8 protein-coding genes, 2 pseudogenes and 1 other annotated feature are annotated in these 18,379 nt (G+C 38.9%); of the genes and pseudogenes, 5 read left to right on the forward strand and 5 right to left on the reverse strand.

Features of this window, described 5'->3' with window-relative positions; translation table 11 throughout:
- Nucleotides 1-53 precede the first annotated feature (53 nt).
- From NQU59_RS12915 to NQU59_RS12925, 3 genes and pseudogenes are all read right to left on the reverse strand, one after another.
- Entirely contained in the window at nucleotides 54-5,210 is a 5,157-nt protein-coding gene (locus tag NQU59_RS12915) for a DUF4011 domain-containing protein (protein WP_257063713.1), read from the reverse strand.
- A gap of 172 nt (nucleotides 5,211-5,382) precedes the next feature.
- Nucleotides 5,383-6,717, reverse strand: a complete 1,335-nt coding sequence (locus NQU59_RS12920; protein ID WP_257063714.1) for a flavin monoamine oxidase family protein — start codon at nucleotides 6,715-6,717, stop codon at nucleotides 5,383-5,385.
- Nucleotides 6,718-6,852: 135 nt separating this feature from the next.
- Nucleotides 6,853-7,047, reverse strand: a pseudogene (locus tag NQU59_RS12925) (transporter associated domain-containing protein); the annotation flags it as partial.
- 46 nt (nucleotides 7,048-7,093) lie between these two features.
- Between NQU59_RS12925 and NQU59_RS12930 the strand changes: the two are divergent.
- A protein-coding gene (locus tag NQU59_RS12930) for an IS3 family transposase (RefSeq protein ID WP_107114716.1) occupies nucleotides 7,094-8,313 on the forward strand; the annotation gives its coding sequence in 2 pieces (ribosomal slippage) (nucleotides 7,094-7,370 and nucleotides 7,370-8,313; 1,221 coding nt in all).
- Nucleotides 7,369-7,485: a sequence feature (AL1L pseudoknot), on the forward strand. Its footprint overlaps the gene before it by 117 nt.
- A gap of 37 nt (nucleotides 8,314-8,350) precedes the next feature.
- Here NQU59_RS12930 and NQU59_RS12935 read toward each other — a convergent pair.
- Nucleotides 8,351-9,691 (reverse strand): annotated as a pseudogene (locus NQU59_RS12935) (TerC family protein); the annotation flags it as partial.
- Between the two features lie 500 nt (nucleotides 9,692-10,191).
- Between NQU59_RS12935 and NQU59_RS12940 the strand changes: the two are divergent.
- A complete protein-coding gene (locus tag NQU59_RS12940; protein ID WP_257063715.1) occupies nucleotides 10,192-10,623 on the forward strand; it encodes an SgcJ/EcaC family oxidoreductase in 432 nt (143 codons plus the stop codon).
- Nucleotides 10,624-10,762: 139 nt separating this feature from the next.
- Here the strand turns inward: NQU59_RS12940 and NQU59_RS12945 are convergent, their stop codons facing one another.
- The gene (locus NQU59_RS12945) at nucleotides 10,763-12,961 is read right to left on the reverse strand and encodes a TonB-dependent siderophore receptor (protein WP_257063716.1); all 2,199 of its coding nucleotides are present in this window, start codon (nucleotides 12,959-12,961) and stop codon (nucleotides 10,763-10,765) included.
- Nucleotides 12,962-13,275: 314 nt separating this feature from the next.
- On the opposite strand from NQU59_RS12945, the gene NQU59_RS12950 reads away from it, so the two are divergent.
- The 3 genes from NQU59_RS12950 (at nucleotide 13,276) to NQU59_RS12960 (ending at nucleotide 18,354) form a co-directional block, all read left to right on the forward strand.
- Nucleotides 13,276-13,866, forward strand: coding sequence for a hypothetical protein (locus NQU59_RS12950; RefSeq protein WP_043970748.1), 591 nt, complete (start codon nucleotides 13,276-13,278; stop codon nucleotides 13,864-13,866).
- 281 nt (nucleotides 13,867-14,147) lie between these two features.
- Complete coding sequence (locus NQU59_RS12955) at nucleotides 14,148-16,379, forward strand: TonB-dependent receptor (protein WP_257063717.1); 2,232 nt, start codon at nucleotides 14,148-14,150, stop codon at nucleotides 16,377-16,379.
- A 463-nt stretch (nucleotides 16,380-16,842) separates the two neighbouring features.
- Nucleotides 16,843-18,354: a hypothetical protein gene (locus NQU59_RS12960; RefSeq protein WP_257063718.1), complete on the forward strand. Its 1,512-nt coding sequence runs from the start codon at nucleotides 16,843-16,845 to the stop codon at nucleotides 18,352-18,354.
- The last annotated feature ends 25 nt before the right edge of the window (nucleotides 18,355-18,379 follow it).

An 18,379-nucleotide genomic window follows, 5' to 3' on the forward strand; every position in this document is an offset into this window, starting at 1 on the left:
TTATTGCTGTTCTATCCCCTGTCTTTTTGTGACATAAAGACAGGGGATTATCGTTAGGCAACTGATTGTGATGCTTTTAACTCCAGCAATAATTTATTCAGACTTTCCATATTTTGTTCTGGTTCTAACCACCAATCTACAGTCCAAACGGATAAAACTTGCCAACCTAATCCATTTAATATCATTGGTCTGAGCTGATCTCGATCTCTTGCAGTCGCTGCTTTGGCATAGTTTTCACCATCGACAAGAATACCCGCAATATAACAGCCCGAATTTAGATCATCTTTTATCGCTAAGTCTACACAGCTATCACCTTGACCGATCTCTATATCGACATTCCAACCGCGTTTTTCCAACATGGTTTGTAAATATTGTACAAGTTCTTTTTTAGCTTGCTTTTTCGCTTGATCGACATAATTCAGGTGTAATTGACCACTTCTGGCAAATATTAAAAAGTCTTTTAAATCCCGAACACCTTCGCTATTGGTACGTGCTAAATTAATTTCTTCTGGATTTAGGGCAGAAAAAACATGTAAACCTTGCCGTGCACGAGTAATCGCAACGTTTAGGCGGCGTTGTCCACCTTGCCGATTCAGTGCACCAAAATTCATTGATAAACGACCATTCTGATCTTTAGCATATGTAATTGAAAAAACAATAATATCTCGCTCATCGCCTTGTACATTTTCCAAGTTTTTCACGAATAAGGGTTCAATACCTGCTTTACTTAAACTTTCTAGTTCAGGCTGATGTGACAGTTCATTATCCAGCAAGTCCTCGATCAGTTTCTGTTGAGTCATATTGAAAGTTACAACCCCCAAGGTCAAAGGATTCTCTTGTCCTAACTGTGACTGTAAATGCTGAATAATGAACTCTACAATCGCTTTTGCTTCATTGCTGTTGGTTCTTGTATCCCCTTTATCGTAAACACCCTCAACCATATGTAATTTTACAGCAGTATCCTTGGCAACTGGCGCAGGGAAAGTAAATAACCCCCCTTTGTAATACTTTTGATTACTGAATTGAATCAGGCTTTCATAACGGCTACGATAATGCCAGTTTAAAGCCAGCTCAGGCAGTTGGGCAGCAAGACATTCATCCAGAATACTTTCCAAGTCTTCAGTAACTTCTTCATCAACCTCTTCTTCAGAATCACCTTTACCAAAGAAACTTGTTGGTGGCATTTGCTTATTATCTCCCACCACAATCGACTGCTTACCTCTGGCCAATGCACCAATCGCATCCCATACTGGAATCTGGGAGGCTTCATCAAAAATCACCACATCAAATTTTGCCTCTGTATCCAGATATTGAGCAACAGATAAAGGGCTCATTAATAAACATGGCTTTAAACCGACCAAGACATCTGGAATTTGACGCATCAATTCGCGAACAGGAATATGACGGCGTTTTTTGCCTAATTCTTTGTTTAATACTGTCCATTGCGCTTTATATAGATTCTGCTCAGTAAAAATATGATTCCATCGATGGATAATTTCCTGACTTGCAGCAAGCTGATGCTGTTTATCTTGCTGAGCAAAAGATTTTACCTTTTGCTCATGTTGTTGACTGTTGAACTGATTGAGTTCCGGATGCTGGCTAAATTGATGGGTAATCCAGTGTCTCGCTATATTGATATTTAGGCGCTTTAATGCCTCATCCAACGCGAATGGAGCCTGTAGCAGCTCAAAGGCCAATGGTTTTAAACCATTTTTAACCAATTGCTCTTTCATTGCTTGCCAATTTAACCAATGTCTCCAAGCTGAAACGTGATGCTGTAATTGCTGTTGTCTTTCAAGAATCTCTTCAAAATTAATATTTTGATATTCAGTGATTAGACCATCTTTTTGCAGTGCATGATCATTGAGCAATTGACTGAATGAAGTTTTCACATCCGTTATATTTTGTATGAGCGCATCCAAATCATGATTCTGACTAAATGCTAAAGCTTTGAATAAGGTTGATTGATTCGTGCTGGTTGCTGCCATAATCTGCATAATCTCTTGCCACTGATTATGCATCTTTTCAAAACTTTGCCATGCACTGTCTTCACCCTGCCAGTAACCACCAAGTTTAGCTGCTAACTGATTTTCACACTCAGTAAATTGATGTTGTTGGCGCTGAATATTCTGTAAAATTGGCAAGTCATGTGCAACGGCCGACGTTGTCGGGCGTTGTGCTGAAATTTGGTAGGTTTTAACCAGATTTCTCAACTGGAACTTCGCAAACCATGAAAATGGAAAAATTTTTGCTTCCGCTTCGCGCCATTTAAATGCAATTTGATTTAAGTCGACTTGATATATTTGAGGCTGATATTGTCCAATCAACTCGGCACGTTGTTGTTTAAGATCTTGAGCCAACTGTTGTGCATGCGTAATAGTTCTTAAATCAATGTCCTTCATCAGCGCTAATAATTTTAAATCTGTTTGCTGGACAAGAACAGATAAGGCCTTAAAAATTGAAACATCTTGTTCAACCTGACCCAGATTGTGCTTTTTATCAAATTCAAAAACATCTTGCCAAGCAGAAATGGACTTTTGCAAATTCTGTATTTGTACTATCAGTTGGTCTTGTAATCGTTGATATTGTTCCTGCCACGCTAAACTCCAAATTGGTTCGGATAGACCTTCTGCAAAACCATTTAAGACATTTTTAGCATTTTCATTTACTAGCTGACGTAAGCTCACCGCCTGTGTCACAGTCTCATTCAGTAACTCGCGTTTCTGAGCTGTCAGGGTGGCAATATTGAGATCAGGAAAACGTAATTGAGGCGTTTCCCGATAGCGGAGTTCATCACTCATTGCAGCGTACAGACTCCAGCCAATTGCATGTGTTGTATGAAGATTTTTTACATGCTGATTCAGTTCATCACGAGTGTGGACTAATTGATCTGAAAGTTTCTGCCATTCTGTTTTTTGGGGTTGAGTAGTTAAAAAATAAGGATCATTGTTTTTCTGAGCCCGTTCTCTCAGTTGATCCAGCACCTCCATTTTTTGTGCTTTAGAGGAGTGTAGTTGCAAACACAATTCGCTTAAGCCAATTTGTGTCAGGCGACGATAGACGACTTCTAATGCCGCCATTTTTTCAGAAACGAATAATACCGATTTACCATCAGCCAAACACTGCGAAACCATATTGGTAATGGTCTGTGACTTACCTGTACCTGGAGGGCCTGACAATACAAAAGTACGTCCCAAAGCGGCGGACATGACTGCGGCTAACTGCGAAGAATCAGATGATAAGGGTGTAAATAATTGTTGGGGTTGATATTTCTCATCTAGCTGAGTTGGTTGTGGAAACTCATCTTGTTTAATAAACGGTTCGCGTGGAGATTCAATCAGATGGTTAACTACAGCCTGATTTTTTAGCTGATCCATTCTTGAAGATAAATCAAGCCACATTAAATATTTTGAGAATGAGAACTGGCCAATAGCAGCCTCTGCTTTTACTTCCCAGCCTGCAATATTAACAATCGCCTTACGAACAATATGTAATATCTGATTGACATCCACACCAGACTCATCAGTCGGTAAAGGGTTTAAACCCGCAATATCTAACTCAAAATCCTGTCTTAACAATTGTAATAATGTGGAGTTAAAACGCGGCTCATCATCATATATAAACAGCCGATAACCGGTTTTAGCTGTCTCACGGGTGATTTGCACCGGGATTAGCAGCAGCGGTGCTTTAAAGGTGCGTTTCGAACGTTCTGATTCTTTCCACTCTAAAAAGCCAATTGCAAGAAATAATGTATTCGCACCACCTTCTTCCAAAGCAGTCCGTGAAGCACGATAGACTTCAATCAACCGCTTTTCCAATAAAGGTGTTTCAAGTGGACTAAATAATAATTTTCTAGACAGGCTTTCATCGACATATTGGTCGATATGCTGGCTTTCATTGTCGCGCTGAACATCTTTAAGCGAAATACTTTCAGTGCTCTTAAATAAAAAGCCTTCCTGATTCGCCAACGCATCTTCCAGTTTGCTTAAGGTAAGTTCAGAGCACTGTAAGGGAATACTGTAACGATTATCTTTAAAGTTTAAGAGCTTATTGCGAAGACTTAAATCCAATAAACGACGTAGCCAACGGTCAACTCGCGTAGTTTTATTTTCAATGGGACGTTTAATATCGTAAACAGGAATAGATGCAGATGCCCATTCTATCTCAGTTTCATCTAGATGATTTCTCTTCTCCAAATAAGCAGCAATTGGTTTAATACCACGTAATCGAGACTGCCGCACATCAATTGCAAGATAGAATTCATTTTGGCGGGATTCATCCTTAATGTATTGTTTCGCTGTTTCAAGTGCCGAAATAAATTTTGCTTGTTGTGTGATGAGCGTCGTTTCTATAAAAACAATCTCACCTAAATCGTAACGCTTTCTTAAAAGCTGAATATCATCAATGATTAAATCAGCATTGGGCGTTTCATTTAACCAGACCCCAAGATATGCATGTCGCTCTTCAATAATAACCAGAGTATCTAAACCAATCTGTTCCGCCAAGGCACTTAACAACAATGTGGAGTCTAAACAGCATGCTAGTTTTTCTTCAAAAACTTGTTTTGCCAAACGGACGCGTTGCCCTGCTTTTACAAAACTTGCAGGGCTTACAATGTAATGAATCTGTTGCTGTAATAACGACTCCCAGAGGGCATTCAACTGAGATAAAACAGCATCCCGATCTCGCTCCAGATAACCAGTTAATGAACCTGATTGCTTGTTTTTTAGAATTTCACTGGCTTTAACCAGAACGGGGCTGAGGGCTGCTGCATTGGGTTGCGAAAAACTGGCCAACAATTCAATTGGCTGACGTTCCCCACCCCATGTATCAATGGTCAACAGATCAATCTCTACCTGTTGTTCTGCTAGTACCTCGCCTTTTTCATTTAGCCAAACGGCTTCGATACGCCCCTTTATATTTTCAGGTAACTCTTGCAATAACTTGATATCAAAAACTAATTTTGGCTTATCAAGTGCCAAAACTTGATTAGCCGCCAGATTTGCAATATGAATGGTGTATGCTTTGAAATATTCTGGATTAGAACGCAGAATGACTTTTGAATCGGTAATATTGTCTATAGATGAGATTAAGATTTGTCTGATTAGAGGGACTGAATTTTGCTGTAAAACAAAATTTAAAGCTGAAGTGCAATCAACTTGTAATGAATATTTAGAACCAAGTTGTTGTTTACTTTCAACTTCTGACATTATTTTCCCCTTATCGATTTTATAGGATCTAATTAAAGACATGCTTAAAAATTAAAGTCACAATATTAAATGATTTATCTCATATTTAAAAATTAAACCTGATATTGAACAAATAAAGCTTATACATATAAAAACAGCCTATTCATGGTCGGCTGTTTTTTATCACTTCAAGCTATTTGGTGTATTTTTGAATCGCTTCGCTTACTTCTAGACCAGAATGATAAGCACCATGTACCGTTCCGGCTCCAAATGAAGCCAAATGTTCGCCTGCAAAAAATACTTTGTTCTGGATAGGTTGCTTAAGTATTTCAATCTGATCTGACGTCTGCCCAACAGAATGATAACTAAAAGAGCCTTCTGAAAATTGATCTTTCCCCCATTCAGTCTTAAATATCTGTATTGGTTGAGGAATTTCATCAAAAATGAGTGCTAAAGATACTTTAATGTTGTGCCAAACCTCTTCACAACTTGTATCTTCAAGCCAAGTTGCAGATGCACCACCGAATAAAAATAATAATGTTGGCTGATGATAAAGTTCACTCACATCTAAAAAGTTGAGCCAACCATGCTGGTTATGAATATAGATGTTTTTGCTTTGGTCATATTGTGCCGATTTCCAAAAATTTTGATCAAAACTCACAAAAAGTTTATTAAACGTGCCAAATCCTAAATGGTTAATGACCTGCTTTTTTTCTTGAGATAAATCTGGAAAAAATTGGAGACGCTGCTTTTTAAGCACGCCCAATGGCACAGTAACAATGACCTGACTTGCACAGAAGCATTCGGCATTTTCAGTAAAAATTTGAATTGTATCTTGAGTATAGTCAATCTGTTGAACAACTTTGTTGGTCAATACCGTAATGTTTCTAGACAAGAATTCGATTACCTGTATATAACCTTGAGGAAAAATAACTTCATCTCCAGGGTAATACCCTTCATTTTTCCAAAATTCAGCAGATAAATGCGCTAAATCACTTGCACAAGGGTCTTCCGCTAATAGATTAAAAAAATCAAACAGCATTTTTTTCAGTTTTATCACTGCTTGTTCATCGAGATCAAACTGCGTGTTTATATACAGCAAAAATTCTTCTTCATTCATCCACAGTTGTAAGGCTGCTAATGCATGAGGATAGTGCTCATGTGGATCAATTTCTTTAAACCGATTCAACAAATAGTCCAGACTTGTTTCAAAAATTAATTTTTCTTCTGAATTAAAGGGTTGCTGTTTACCTTGGTAGTAAATGGACTGATCATAATTAAATACGGTAGTTTGAATCTGATTATGCTGAACAATGTTCCAGATTGGATTATTTTCAATCCCATGAATCCATGAAGCACCAAGATCATAACACTCGTGCTTAATTTCTTGACTAAAAATGCGACCGCCCAATCTATCTCTGGCTTCTAAAACCAGTACCTTTTTCCCCATCTTTTTCAGTTCACGCGCAGCTGTCAGGCCTGCTACACCAGCGCCAATTATAATAATAGGCTCTTGACTTGTATTCATTGGAAAATCACCTTTAGCGCACTTAAAGAAATGATTAAGGCCGCATTGAAATGAAAAAAGCAGCATGTATGTCACATGCTACTTCTGGTATTCAACTACAGTCTTAATATTAATCTAATGCTTTTATTAAATTAACTAGTTAAAATTAATGATTACCGTTTTAATCCGATTACCATCCATCTCGGTCACTTCAAAGTTTAAGCCTTGATAATCGATAACTGTGCCAGCGTCAACGATCCCATCCCGCTTATCTAAAATAAGTCCAGACACGGTAATGTATCCTGTTTCATCATCAATTAAATCTACCCCGAGCTGTAACTCGAGTTTGAACCGTACCGGGTTTGTCGGAGACTCAATATTCTGAGAGACTATTCCGATGAAAAAACCAAACTATACCCCCGAAATTAGAGAAAGAGCGGTTCAATTACTAATTGAATCTGAAAAAGATTATCCATCGAATTGGGCAGCAGTTTCCGCAATTGCTCCTAAAATTGGCTGTACTCCTGAAACACTTCGTGTTTGGTATCAAAAATACTTAGATCAACAAAATCCCGCCAAAGTACAACAGGTATCTGACCAAGAAAAAATGAAGCAAATGGAACGTGAAATTAAAGAATTAAAACGTGCCAATGAAATTCTACGTAAAGCAGCCGCTTTTTTCGCCCAGGCGGAGCTCGACCGCCCACACAAATAATGGTGGATTTTATCCATAACAATAAGGCGTTATATGGTGTTGAAGCGATTTGTAGAATTTTACCGATTGCAGCTTCGACCTATTATCGGGCTTTAGATTTCGTTGATAACCCAGAACATCGAGCGAAACGTGCTCTGCATGATTTACATCATGCAGAGCAAATCAAACGTATTTGGAAAGAAAGTTCAGGTCGATATGGTGTACGTAAAGTTTGGCAAAAATTGAAACGTGAGGGTTATGTTATTGCACGTTGTACAGTTGCTCGATTGATGCAAAAGCTAGGTATACAAGGTGTTTGGCGTGGTAAGAATAAACAAACCACCCGTAGCCGAGATGATCAAAAACGAGCAGATGATTTAGTGAAACGGAATTTTAGTGCTGATCGACCTGACCAATTATGGGTCAGTGACTTTACGTATATTCAAACACATTCAGGCTGGGTCTATACCGCCTTTATTATTGATGTGTTCTCACGAGCAATTGTTGGATGGAAAGTATCTACACGGATGAATACAGATATGGTGCTCGATGCATTGGAGCAAGCATTGCACGATCGAGGCATGCCAAAGAATGTGATTCATCATTCCGATAGAGGTGTTCAATATCTTTCTATTCGCTATACCAATCGTTTAGATGCTGCAAATTTACGAGCATCAGTCGGTACGACAGGTGATTCATACGATAATGCTCTGGCTGAAACGGTGAATGGCTTATACAAAACAGAGGTGATTGAATATTTAAAAGCAGATTGGCAAGGTTTAGCAGATGTACAACTTGCGACACTAAACTGGGTAGATTGGTTCAATAAAAAGCGTGTACACAGTGCACTGGGTTATGTATCGCCTTTTGAGTTTGAAGCAATGTACTATGATAAGATTAACCCGTTAGGTCAGGTGGCCTAACTTAAATAAAAAAGTCTCCGACAAACCCGGTACGGTTCAGTTGATACAAATCTAAGGTGCCGGATGCTTTCCACGTTGTTTCCCCCACCTTGATCAATTCAAGCTGCTCATCTGCATCGGGAAACTCACCTGCAATTGCTTCAAAAACATCCAAAGGGGAAATTAAGCCCTGTACATTGCCAAATTCATCATTGACTAAAACCAATGAACCTTTCGATGTACGTAATGTATTGATGACATCAATGACTTTCATCTTTTCAAAAATAAAAATCGGTCGCTGTGCTTTGATCAGAGATTTTAATTCTGCTTCATCATCCAATACATCCAAAATTTCTTTTGCACGAACGACACTTAACACCTTATCTAAGCTGCCACGGCATACTGGAAATAAGCTATGCGGGACAGATAAAATTTGCTCGCGTATTTTTGCTGGAGTTTCATTGATATTGATCCAAGAAATTTGGCTGCGTGGTGTCATGATCGATGCAACAGATCGTTCTGCCAGCATTAAGACGCCTCCAATCATATAACGTTCTTGGTCAACAAAGGTGTCTTGTGCTTCTGCATGCTGCAAATGACTTGTTGTGGTCGTTTCTGATTTCCCACCCATCAACCTTAAAATCGTATCTGCAGTACGATGACGTAATGGAATCTTAGATTCATGCTTTGATCTATTCCGTTGTGTGAATTGATTGAATGCTTCAATAACAATCGCAACACCAATACCTGAGTAGATATAACCTTTAGGAATATGGAAACCAAAACCTTCGGCAATCAAACTAATCCCGATTAACAATAAGAAACTTAAGCAAAGAACAATCACCGTTGGATGTCGATTGACAAAGCTGGTCAATGGTTTCGAGGCAAGCAGCATCACAAGCATTGCCACGACCATTGCGACCATCATGACATAGATATTATCCACCATACCAATTGCTGTAATGACGGAATCTAATGAGAATACAGCGTCCAGAACAACGATTTGTGCCACAACTGCCGTGAAGCTTGCATAAACAACATTGGTTGTAATTTTGACTTCAGGTTTACCTTCCATTCGCTCATGTAATTCACTGACTGCTTTATACAGTAAGAATAAGCCACCAAATAAAAGAATCAGATCACGACCTGAAAAAGACCAGTCGAAAATAAAAATAAGTGGTTTTGTTAAGGTGACTAACCAAGAGATGGCGAACAATAGACCTAAACGCATAACCAAAGCGAGAGATAAACCAATGACTCTGGCCTTATCCCGTTGGGAAGGAGGAAGTTTATCTGCCAAAATGGCAATAAAGACGAGATTATCAATCCCTAAAACAATCTCTAAAACGATCAGAGTAAGCAAACCTACCCAAATCCCAGGATCTAATAAAAATTCCATTATTTACTCCCTAAACAAAAATAAGGAGTCATGAAACTGTACTTTAAGATCTTCCCAGGCGAAGGATCCATATATATTGACCTTTTCTACAATAGTTGCCTTGATTATGCCTAAGTTTTAAATGCTAAGTTTATATTTTTAAAAAAATTAAAAAACATAAATGAAGTTTAAAAAGCAATAAATATCAGATTGATATGTTTAATAAGACGTTATAGAACTTGGCATAAAATATTGAATTAGAATAATTACTTACAAAATTATCTAGTGCTCGGATTTGAAATGACGCTCGATCATCAACGCCACTTACTATTTGTTCAACGGTTAGAAATCTATATTTAAGCCATTCGAGCAGCACAAATGCGTAGTGAAATATGTACAGCTGATGCCAAGGAAATCAAAAATGTTCTGCTCTGTGGTATTCTTGAATACGCTTGGGGAAATCCAAAGAGCTTAAAAGAAATGACTATCTGTGTGCTCATCCTTGGATTGAGGTAAGAACTATGCTTGCTAAAACATCAACGCCTGAACAAATTCCACACTTATTCCAAATGGCTTGGAATGAACATGACATGGCTGCTTTTGCTTCATTGTTTTGTGAAGATGCCAGTTTTGTCAACCGCTTTGGACACTATGTAAAAGGTGTTGATGAAATCATTGCCATGCACGCTCCAATCCATGCAACGATATATCGTGACTCTACCCTTCAAAATGAAATCATAGAGCTAAACTCTATCTCAAATGAGGTTACCCTCATCCATTTCTGGAGTCGTTTAAGTGCAGGTCTTGCACATCCGGCTGGACCGCATCAGGTAGATACCCTGATTCTTTGCGTACTCACCAAACAAAATGACGCATGGTTTATCCGTGCTTTAGAGAATGTAACGCTCACTAATCCGCGAACTGGACAAACCATTTTAAGAGATCACATCTAATCTAAATTACATTTTCAAATGTGATTTATTTGAATGAAACATTTGCCTCATTTAGGTTATATATATTGAATGATAAGTATTAGATCAGAACAAATAGCCACCTTTATTGGTGGCTATTTAGATATGAAATTTTTAAGAATTAGAAGTTAAAGGTCCATGCCAACTGCGCTGTACGCGGTGCTCCAAGGAATAGATAATCATCTCCAAAGAAACTCCCTGCATCTCGCCAGTATTTTTTATTCAACACATTATCAACATTAAAACGAAGTGTATTGTCATAACCATAAGCACGGAAATTATAAGCAGTACCGAGGTTAAATACGGTATAGCCAGAAACTTTGGCTGTCGCCGTTTTATTGGCATATTTACTGCTGCTGTACTGCATACCTGCCAATAAACGTAATCCATCCATTTGCGGAACTTGATACGATAGATAATTGGCAAAGCGAACCGTTGGTACATTCTGGGTTTGATGCCCTTGGTATTCAGCAACGTCTAGGTCTTTTAAACGTGAACGGGTAAGTGCCAAGCTTGATGTTATATCAAGATTTTGCCCCAGCCGTCCCTGTACACCGAGTTCCAGACCGATATTATGCTGTTGACCTTCGCTAACATAATAATTGTCTGCGTTGGTATATTGATGATCCTGTTTTAAATCAAACAATGCCGCCGTAAAAAGTACATCTTGCCATTGCTGTTTAATCCCCAATTCATACTGTGTTGAATGTACCGGCGCTAAAGTTGCAAAAGCATTTCCCGCGATCCCTTTTTCTGGATTTCCTGTAGCAAACCATGGCGCTTGTCCGCCATCACTTAGACCTTTGGCATATGAGGCATATACATGGGTATGTTCCCACGGCTGATACATCAACGCCAATTGCGGTAAAAAACGATTAAAATTGGTATCACGAATATTGTTGCCATCTACATCATAAGCATCTTCATTTAGATGTAGTAGTTTCCCACCCGCAAGAACTGACCACTCTTTATTAAAATCAATATGATCGAGTAAGGTTATTGCTGTTTGCTGGCTTCTTAATGATGTATAACGATTACCTAAAGTTGCATTAGATGGCGTAAAGGTCACACTATCGGTATATATGTTTCCTGTTCCAATTAACTCATTCATCGCATTGTGCTGAGCATGGCGTTTATAACTGTGTGATAATTCTAAATTGAGTGTATGTTGCCAAGTTGCAGTGTTGAATTTACCACTTAATCCTGTCTTAAACTGATTGGTTAAATAGCTATCATCTGGGTTGCGGAAATCATAGATATCATAATTGCCGTGTTGATCAAAGCTATTCCCTAATCCTGTGGTTTGACATATTTCGCTATCACAACCCCAAGCAAATGAAGAATAATCATCGACCACGACACGGCTTTGAGAGGCACTCAGATTCGCAGTCCAGCTGTCATTCACTTGATAAATATATTTTAAACCCGTGTTAAGACTTTCACTGGTGATTGGGGTACTCCAGCTTTGATAACCCAATAAACGATCCCAATCCACGCCAGTAGGCACAGTTTTACCATCCAGTAATTGATAGCCAGGCACTGATCGTTGGCGTTGGCGCTGTGATTCAAGATCAAATTCAAGCTTTGAACGATCTGAGATTTTCCAATCCAAAGCTACAGAACCAAATAAACGCTGACCGTTAGCATGCTCAACATTTGGATGAAGCTCTTCTTTCGCCACATTCACCCGATAACCAAATTGCTGATCTGGTCCAGTTAGACCACCAATGTCCGTTGCAATACGATTACCGCCGCGACTATCAACTTCAACCGTAATAGACTGGATATCTTTTGGTCGCTTGGTCACATAGTTCACCACACCACCTGGTGTAGACATCCCACTTTGAATGGCACTGATGCCTTTTAATATTTCAACTTGTTCTTTATTTTCAAGTGCAACGTTCTGCTCGCCGCGTAATAAATTACCATTCAGTAAATAACTTGATCCCAAGTTAAGGGCAAAACCACGCATCATAACATTTGGATAATAGCCAATTGGCGCATAACCATCGCCAACCGCTGCATCATTTTTCACAACATCTGTCAGGGTTTTGGCATGTTGGTCAGCAATGCGTATAGCTGTCACGGTGCTAATCGATGCAGGAATTTCCGCAAGCGTTTGCTGAGTAAAGCCTGATAAATTGACTTTAGGCTGATAATAGCCCTCTTCCCCTGTTTGTGCTTTAACCGTAATTGTGGCCAGACGGGCTGTATCACCTTCGGTTTCACCATATACGATTCCAGAGCTGAGGCTTAGATAAGAAAATGAACCTACAGCCAGTAATGCTTTTTGTAAACGAGAAAATGGATACGTTTTCACAGTTGTTGTCTAACCCCAAAAGAGAATGATACAGCTTAAACTTTGCGGGCATGAGTATTCACAATTTTCTCAGATTGAACAAGCATGTTTTTCAATATATCTATTTTAATTAAGGTTGAAATTCACTGGTGGTCGTATTGAAGCAACATTCAAGTGAAAATACGGAATCTGCTGTGGCATCACATATTGACCAAAGGATAAAACCAGCATATAAAAAGTTAAGCTTGCTGCTCATTTAAGCAATTCAGAACTTTTTACAAGCTTTTAAACATGAATAAACAGTGGAAATAATTGATCCAATTCAGAGCATATAAATGATTAAAACTAGTCAAATTTATCCATCCCTGATGGTTACAACACTTTTAGTTCTGAGCTCGACTGCCTGTTTGGCAAAAAATTTAACACTTTTACTTGATCAAAATAATGAACAATCATCGATTCAAATTACTGCTACTGAATTTATTGAAAAGAACAGCATAAAAACAATTGCAAATAAGCGTTATCAATATTTTTCTGTTAAGAAAGCAGATGGAATGATCTATGAGGCTTATATCGTCCCATGTGCACCTGACTATTTAGTAAATCTAGATAAAAATGAAGCTAAGACGCTTCAGCAATGTACAGATCAAGTCATCAATGCAGTCGATGAATTAATGCACCAAACCAAAAATTCACTTCTGCATTTCAGCGGCACACAATATGTTTATGATGGATACGAAGACTCCAGCCAATATCACTACTATTCTTTTTTTAATGTAAAAAATTACTCTAGATCAAATGATGGTAAGCGACCGCTGCTTGGGGTGATCTATCGCTGTAAAGTCAAAGCATCAGCAAAGGCATTAAAGCCTTTTATCGAACAAGCCAAAAACAGTTGTGCCAATACCATGATTGAAGCCTCATAGCATTGGATGATCAAGGCTGGCTACGATTTTTCATATTTACAACTGCTCAAGATCATCAAAGGCTCCACACATCGACCCCATTAAAACCATCATATAGATGCTTATAAACCAAACTAACAATAAATCGAATGTGCTGTTAAATTTTGAAGTATTTCACTTTATCAAATTAATGTCCTCGTAGGCTGAATTTATTCCAATTCCATATTGTGAATAACAATCATTCTCAAATATACTTCAGATCAATTTAAAAGCAATCTCAGGGTGAGATCAAAGGACATAAGATGAAAAAAGATAGTATGTTTTTTAATAGGAAAAATGACGTAAGAAATATCATTCCCCTTTTATCGATTAGTGGATTCATCTTCTTCTCAAATTCATCCTTTGCGGCCTCTACAACCGAAGTAATAAATCCAGAAAAAAGTTCAGAAGTGCTTCCTACCATTACAGTTACTGCCTCGCGCGCAGATGAGTTATCTTCTTCGGCTAAACAAGTCACCAAGCTCGATGAAAAACAAATCGAGCTGTTAAAAAATGCCTCATCAGGCAACATTGCGACAGTATTAGCCAAAGTCGTTCCAGGATTATCGGATTCGAGTCGCACAATTACAGATTATGGACAAACATTACGTGGTCGTAATGCCTTGATCTTGGTCGATGGCGTTCCGATGAATTTAACACGAGATACCTCAAGAGGACTTTCGGCAATTGATCCAGAAAGTATTAGCAGTATCGAAGTCATCCGTGGCAGTAATGCCATTTATGGCAGTGGTGCATCTGGTGGAACTATTTCAATTACCACCAAAGCCGCAGGTGGTGAGCCAACAGCAAAAACAGTCATTGGACTGCAAACAGGCTTAACGAATCTTCGTTCCGATGCCTTAAGCAGTGACATTCATCAATATTTCTCTGGAAGCCTAAATAACTTCGACTATGCGCTCGATTTTGGTTATCAACGGATTGGCAGCCCATACGATGCACGTGGAAGACGGGTTGCACCTGAACCAAGTCAAGGCGACCTGTTTGATGCAGATGCCTATAGTATTGGTGGTAAACTTGGCTATCATCTTGATGACAATCAGTATCTACAATTTGCAGCAAATTATTATAATGCGGAACAGGATTCAGACTATGCCTCTGATCCAAGCGTTGCTCAGCTCCCTGCGGGTACTGTACCAGCCAAGGCAATCAAAGGTCTGAAATTAAAAGACCAGAATAAAAATGAAAATCAGATCTACAATTTAACCTATACCCATAAAGACTTTTTCGGCAATAAAGTCGATGCACAAATCTATTATCGTGACTTTTTTACCCGCTTCGCGCCATTTGATGCGCGTAAAGTCGCGACACGCGGTGGACAAGTTGATCAGGTCTATCAAGAGAATAATGTGCTTGGCAGCCGCTTAACCGTCAATACGCCACTTGAGTTCTTAGGTGATACCTCACTGGTTTGGGGCGGAGATTTTAGCCGCGAAAAAAGTGAAATGCCTTTAGATACCTTTGACCCTAAAATTTACGACCAATCCGGTGGACTCGAGTTTGTTAAAACTGGCAAACTGATCTATCTCCCTGAATTAACTACTCAAAGTATCGGTGGATTTGCTCAATTGAAACATCGTTTCAATGAGCAATGGTCAGCAGAAATAGGTACACGTTATGAAGACAGTTATGCCAAGATTGATCGTTTCGTCCCTTTATCCCAATTAGGTAAAACAGACCCTTATACGGTCAAAGGCGGTAAAGTAAAAGCAGATGCATGGCTCTACAATGCCAATGTCACCTTTGCCCCAACTGATGAACACTCTATCTATGCATCTTTTAATCAAGGTTTCCAACTCCCCGATGTCGGTATTGTGATACGTAATGCTACTGCAGGCTTTAACCTCGCATCATCGTTCTTAGAGCCTGTAAAAGTGGATAACTACGAGTTAGGCTGGAATGGTCATTTTAATAACTTTAGCTCTAGTCTTGCAGTGTTCCACTCCACTTCAGATCTGGGTGGTGTGCAATCCTTTAATAATGGTTTGATACTCACTCGAACCAAAGAAAAAGTGACGGGTGTTGAAGCAACACTTGATTATCTTGAAGATGCCAAAGTGTGGGGAGCTGGCGGTAGTGTGACTTGGATGAAAGGCCGCGAAACGCCACAAAATACCAATACCGAACAAGATATGACGGGTTACCGTATTCCACCGCTAAAAGTCACAGGCTATATTTCATATAGTCCTACAGATACTTGGACCAACCGTATTCAAGCGACCTATTTTGGCTCAGAAGATTATCGCTTGAATGGTGTAAATAGTTTTGGTCGCTATGATGTCAAATCATATACAACAGCAGACTTACTGAGTAGCTTTGCACTAAATAAGAAAGATACCATGACCATCGGTATCGAAAATATGTTTAACCGCCAATACTATCCACTCTATAGCCAACTTATGAGAAACAGCAACAATACCAGCCACTTAGTCGCAAATGGTGTGACACTGAAAGTTTCTTATAGCCATAAGTGGTAATTTAAAAAGTAATAGTCGCTTAGCGCGGCTATTACTTAATTCTATAAGCGCTTCAAATTTCCCTTTTTGTTCAGTTATTGTGCCCTAATAATAGCAAAACCATTCAATACTATGATGTATCCATCGTGATCAAAGGTATGATTCATTCAGGACAGTGTCTTGCTCGTTCAACTAGAGAGCCAGCTGCCTATCTAAATGATTTAAGTCTATATAAAGTAATATTTTACCTATTCTAACCAAGATCAAAAAATCTTAAAAATTAATATAATGAATTGTATTTAATAAATTTATTAATAAATATTTTCCTTTTAACTCAAATAACAGCTGTTTAAAAAATCTTAAAAATTGCCTTCTTTTCGCTATTTTTAATTTCTTTTTCACCTTATGCTGAAAGATTAAATGGATGAAGCAAAAAGTCACACTGCTTTTTGAATTTTTGCATTCAATAGATTGGAGCAATAAGTTGAGTAATAAATTACAGTCTAAAAATGCTGGAATACAATTCCCCATTCAATCTGGTAAAAAAACACCGAGTACGACAGATACTGCAAAACAGATTTTATATGCAGCCCTTCACAGTGTTAATTCTCCCTATACATCCCAACTCAAAACCGAGAAAAATTGGAGAAAGCAATATCCATTTTATTTTCAAGAACTTGTCAAAGTTGGAATTAGCTCTATCCATCACCCACTGTTGATTGCGCAACATGGACTTGAAGCAGCTCAAGACCTGTTTATTTTTAATCGGGCTGGTCATGAAACAACATTAGCACAAGCAATGACGCAGATTGATGAGCAACCTTTTGATACTTACATTCTCAAAGGTACTGGCACTGCAGAGATTGAGCCTTGGTCTATTCCTTTTGAAGGAAAAAAACTACAAGGACAGGCATTATTAGCGCAAATTGATCGTTGGGAACAACAACAAATCATTGAACCAAGTCATGCAAAAGCGTTACGTCTACTTCAGGCTCATCCTGAATGGTTTGATTTATCTACACGGACGATGGTGCTTTTTGGTGCAGCATCAGAGGCAGGGCCGCTCAGTTGGCTTGCAAAATGGCGCGCCAATATTGTCGCCATTGATTTACCAAATCCTAAAATCTGGGAAAAGATCACTCAAACCGTTCAACACGGCAATGCCACTTTAATTGCACCACAACAGACGTTAGCCCATCAGGAAAAACAGCTTGGTGCAAACTTACTGACTCAAACACCAGAAATTGCCAATTGGCTCAAAACATTTAAAGGGCCTTTAGATCTTGCTGGTATTGCCTATCTGGATGGTGAAAAACATGTTCGTGTTTCTATTGCCATGATTAGCATTATGGAACAAGTGAGCCAGAAAAAACCGGATAGCAGCATTATGTTTATGCTGACCCCAACCGATATCTATGCAATTCCAAAGTCTGTGGTTCATTCGATTCAACAGAAAACACAACAGCGCCCAGTATTAGAAAAATTACTGACCAAATCAATTCACAATGTTTCGTTGAGCAACTTTTTTAAACCGAATCTTGAACAACTGATTGCTTCAGATAATGGGCAACAGTACGGTATCTCGGATTGTATGGTCATTGAACAAGGTCCGAACTATGCACTTGCCAAACGAATGCAACAGTGGTTTGCAATCCAAACCCGTGCACGTGGTCAAAAAACTGTAATCAATATCGCACCTTCGACCACGACACACTCTGTGGTTAAGAATCCAATCCTGAAAGCAGCTTTTGCGGGTGCTGATTTATTTAAAGTTGAAACCTTTAGTCCTGAAACCACCAATGCCATTATGGCTGCACTCTGGGTTCATGATCTGAATAATCCCGACAGTGCAACAAATCCTGAAAAGCAACTAGCACACCCACTTGAGCTAATCATGGAAAATGCTAATCATGGTGGTTTATGGCATGTTCCTTATTTAGCGAGAACAGCTTTGCCATTTGCAGCAGCCTACGGTTGGATCCGAAATAAGTTCTAACCCATCTTTTCTTTTAATGGGACTA

Source organism: Acinetobacter colistiniresistens (assembly GCF_024582815.1).
In the GTDB taxonomy this organism is placed as follows: Bacteria; Pseudomonadota; Gammaproteobacteria; order Pseudomonadales; family Moraxellaceae; genus Acinetobacter.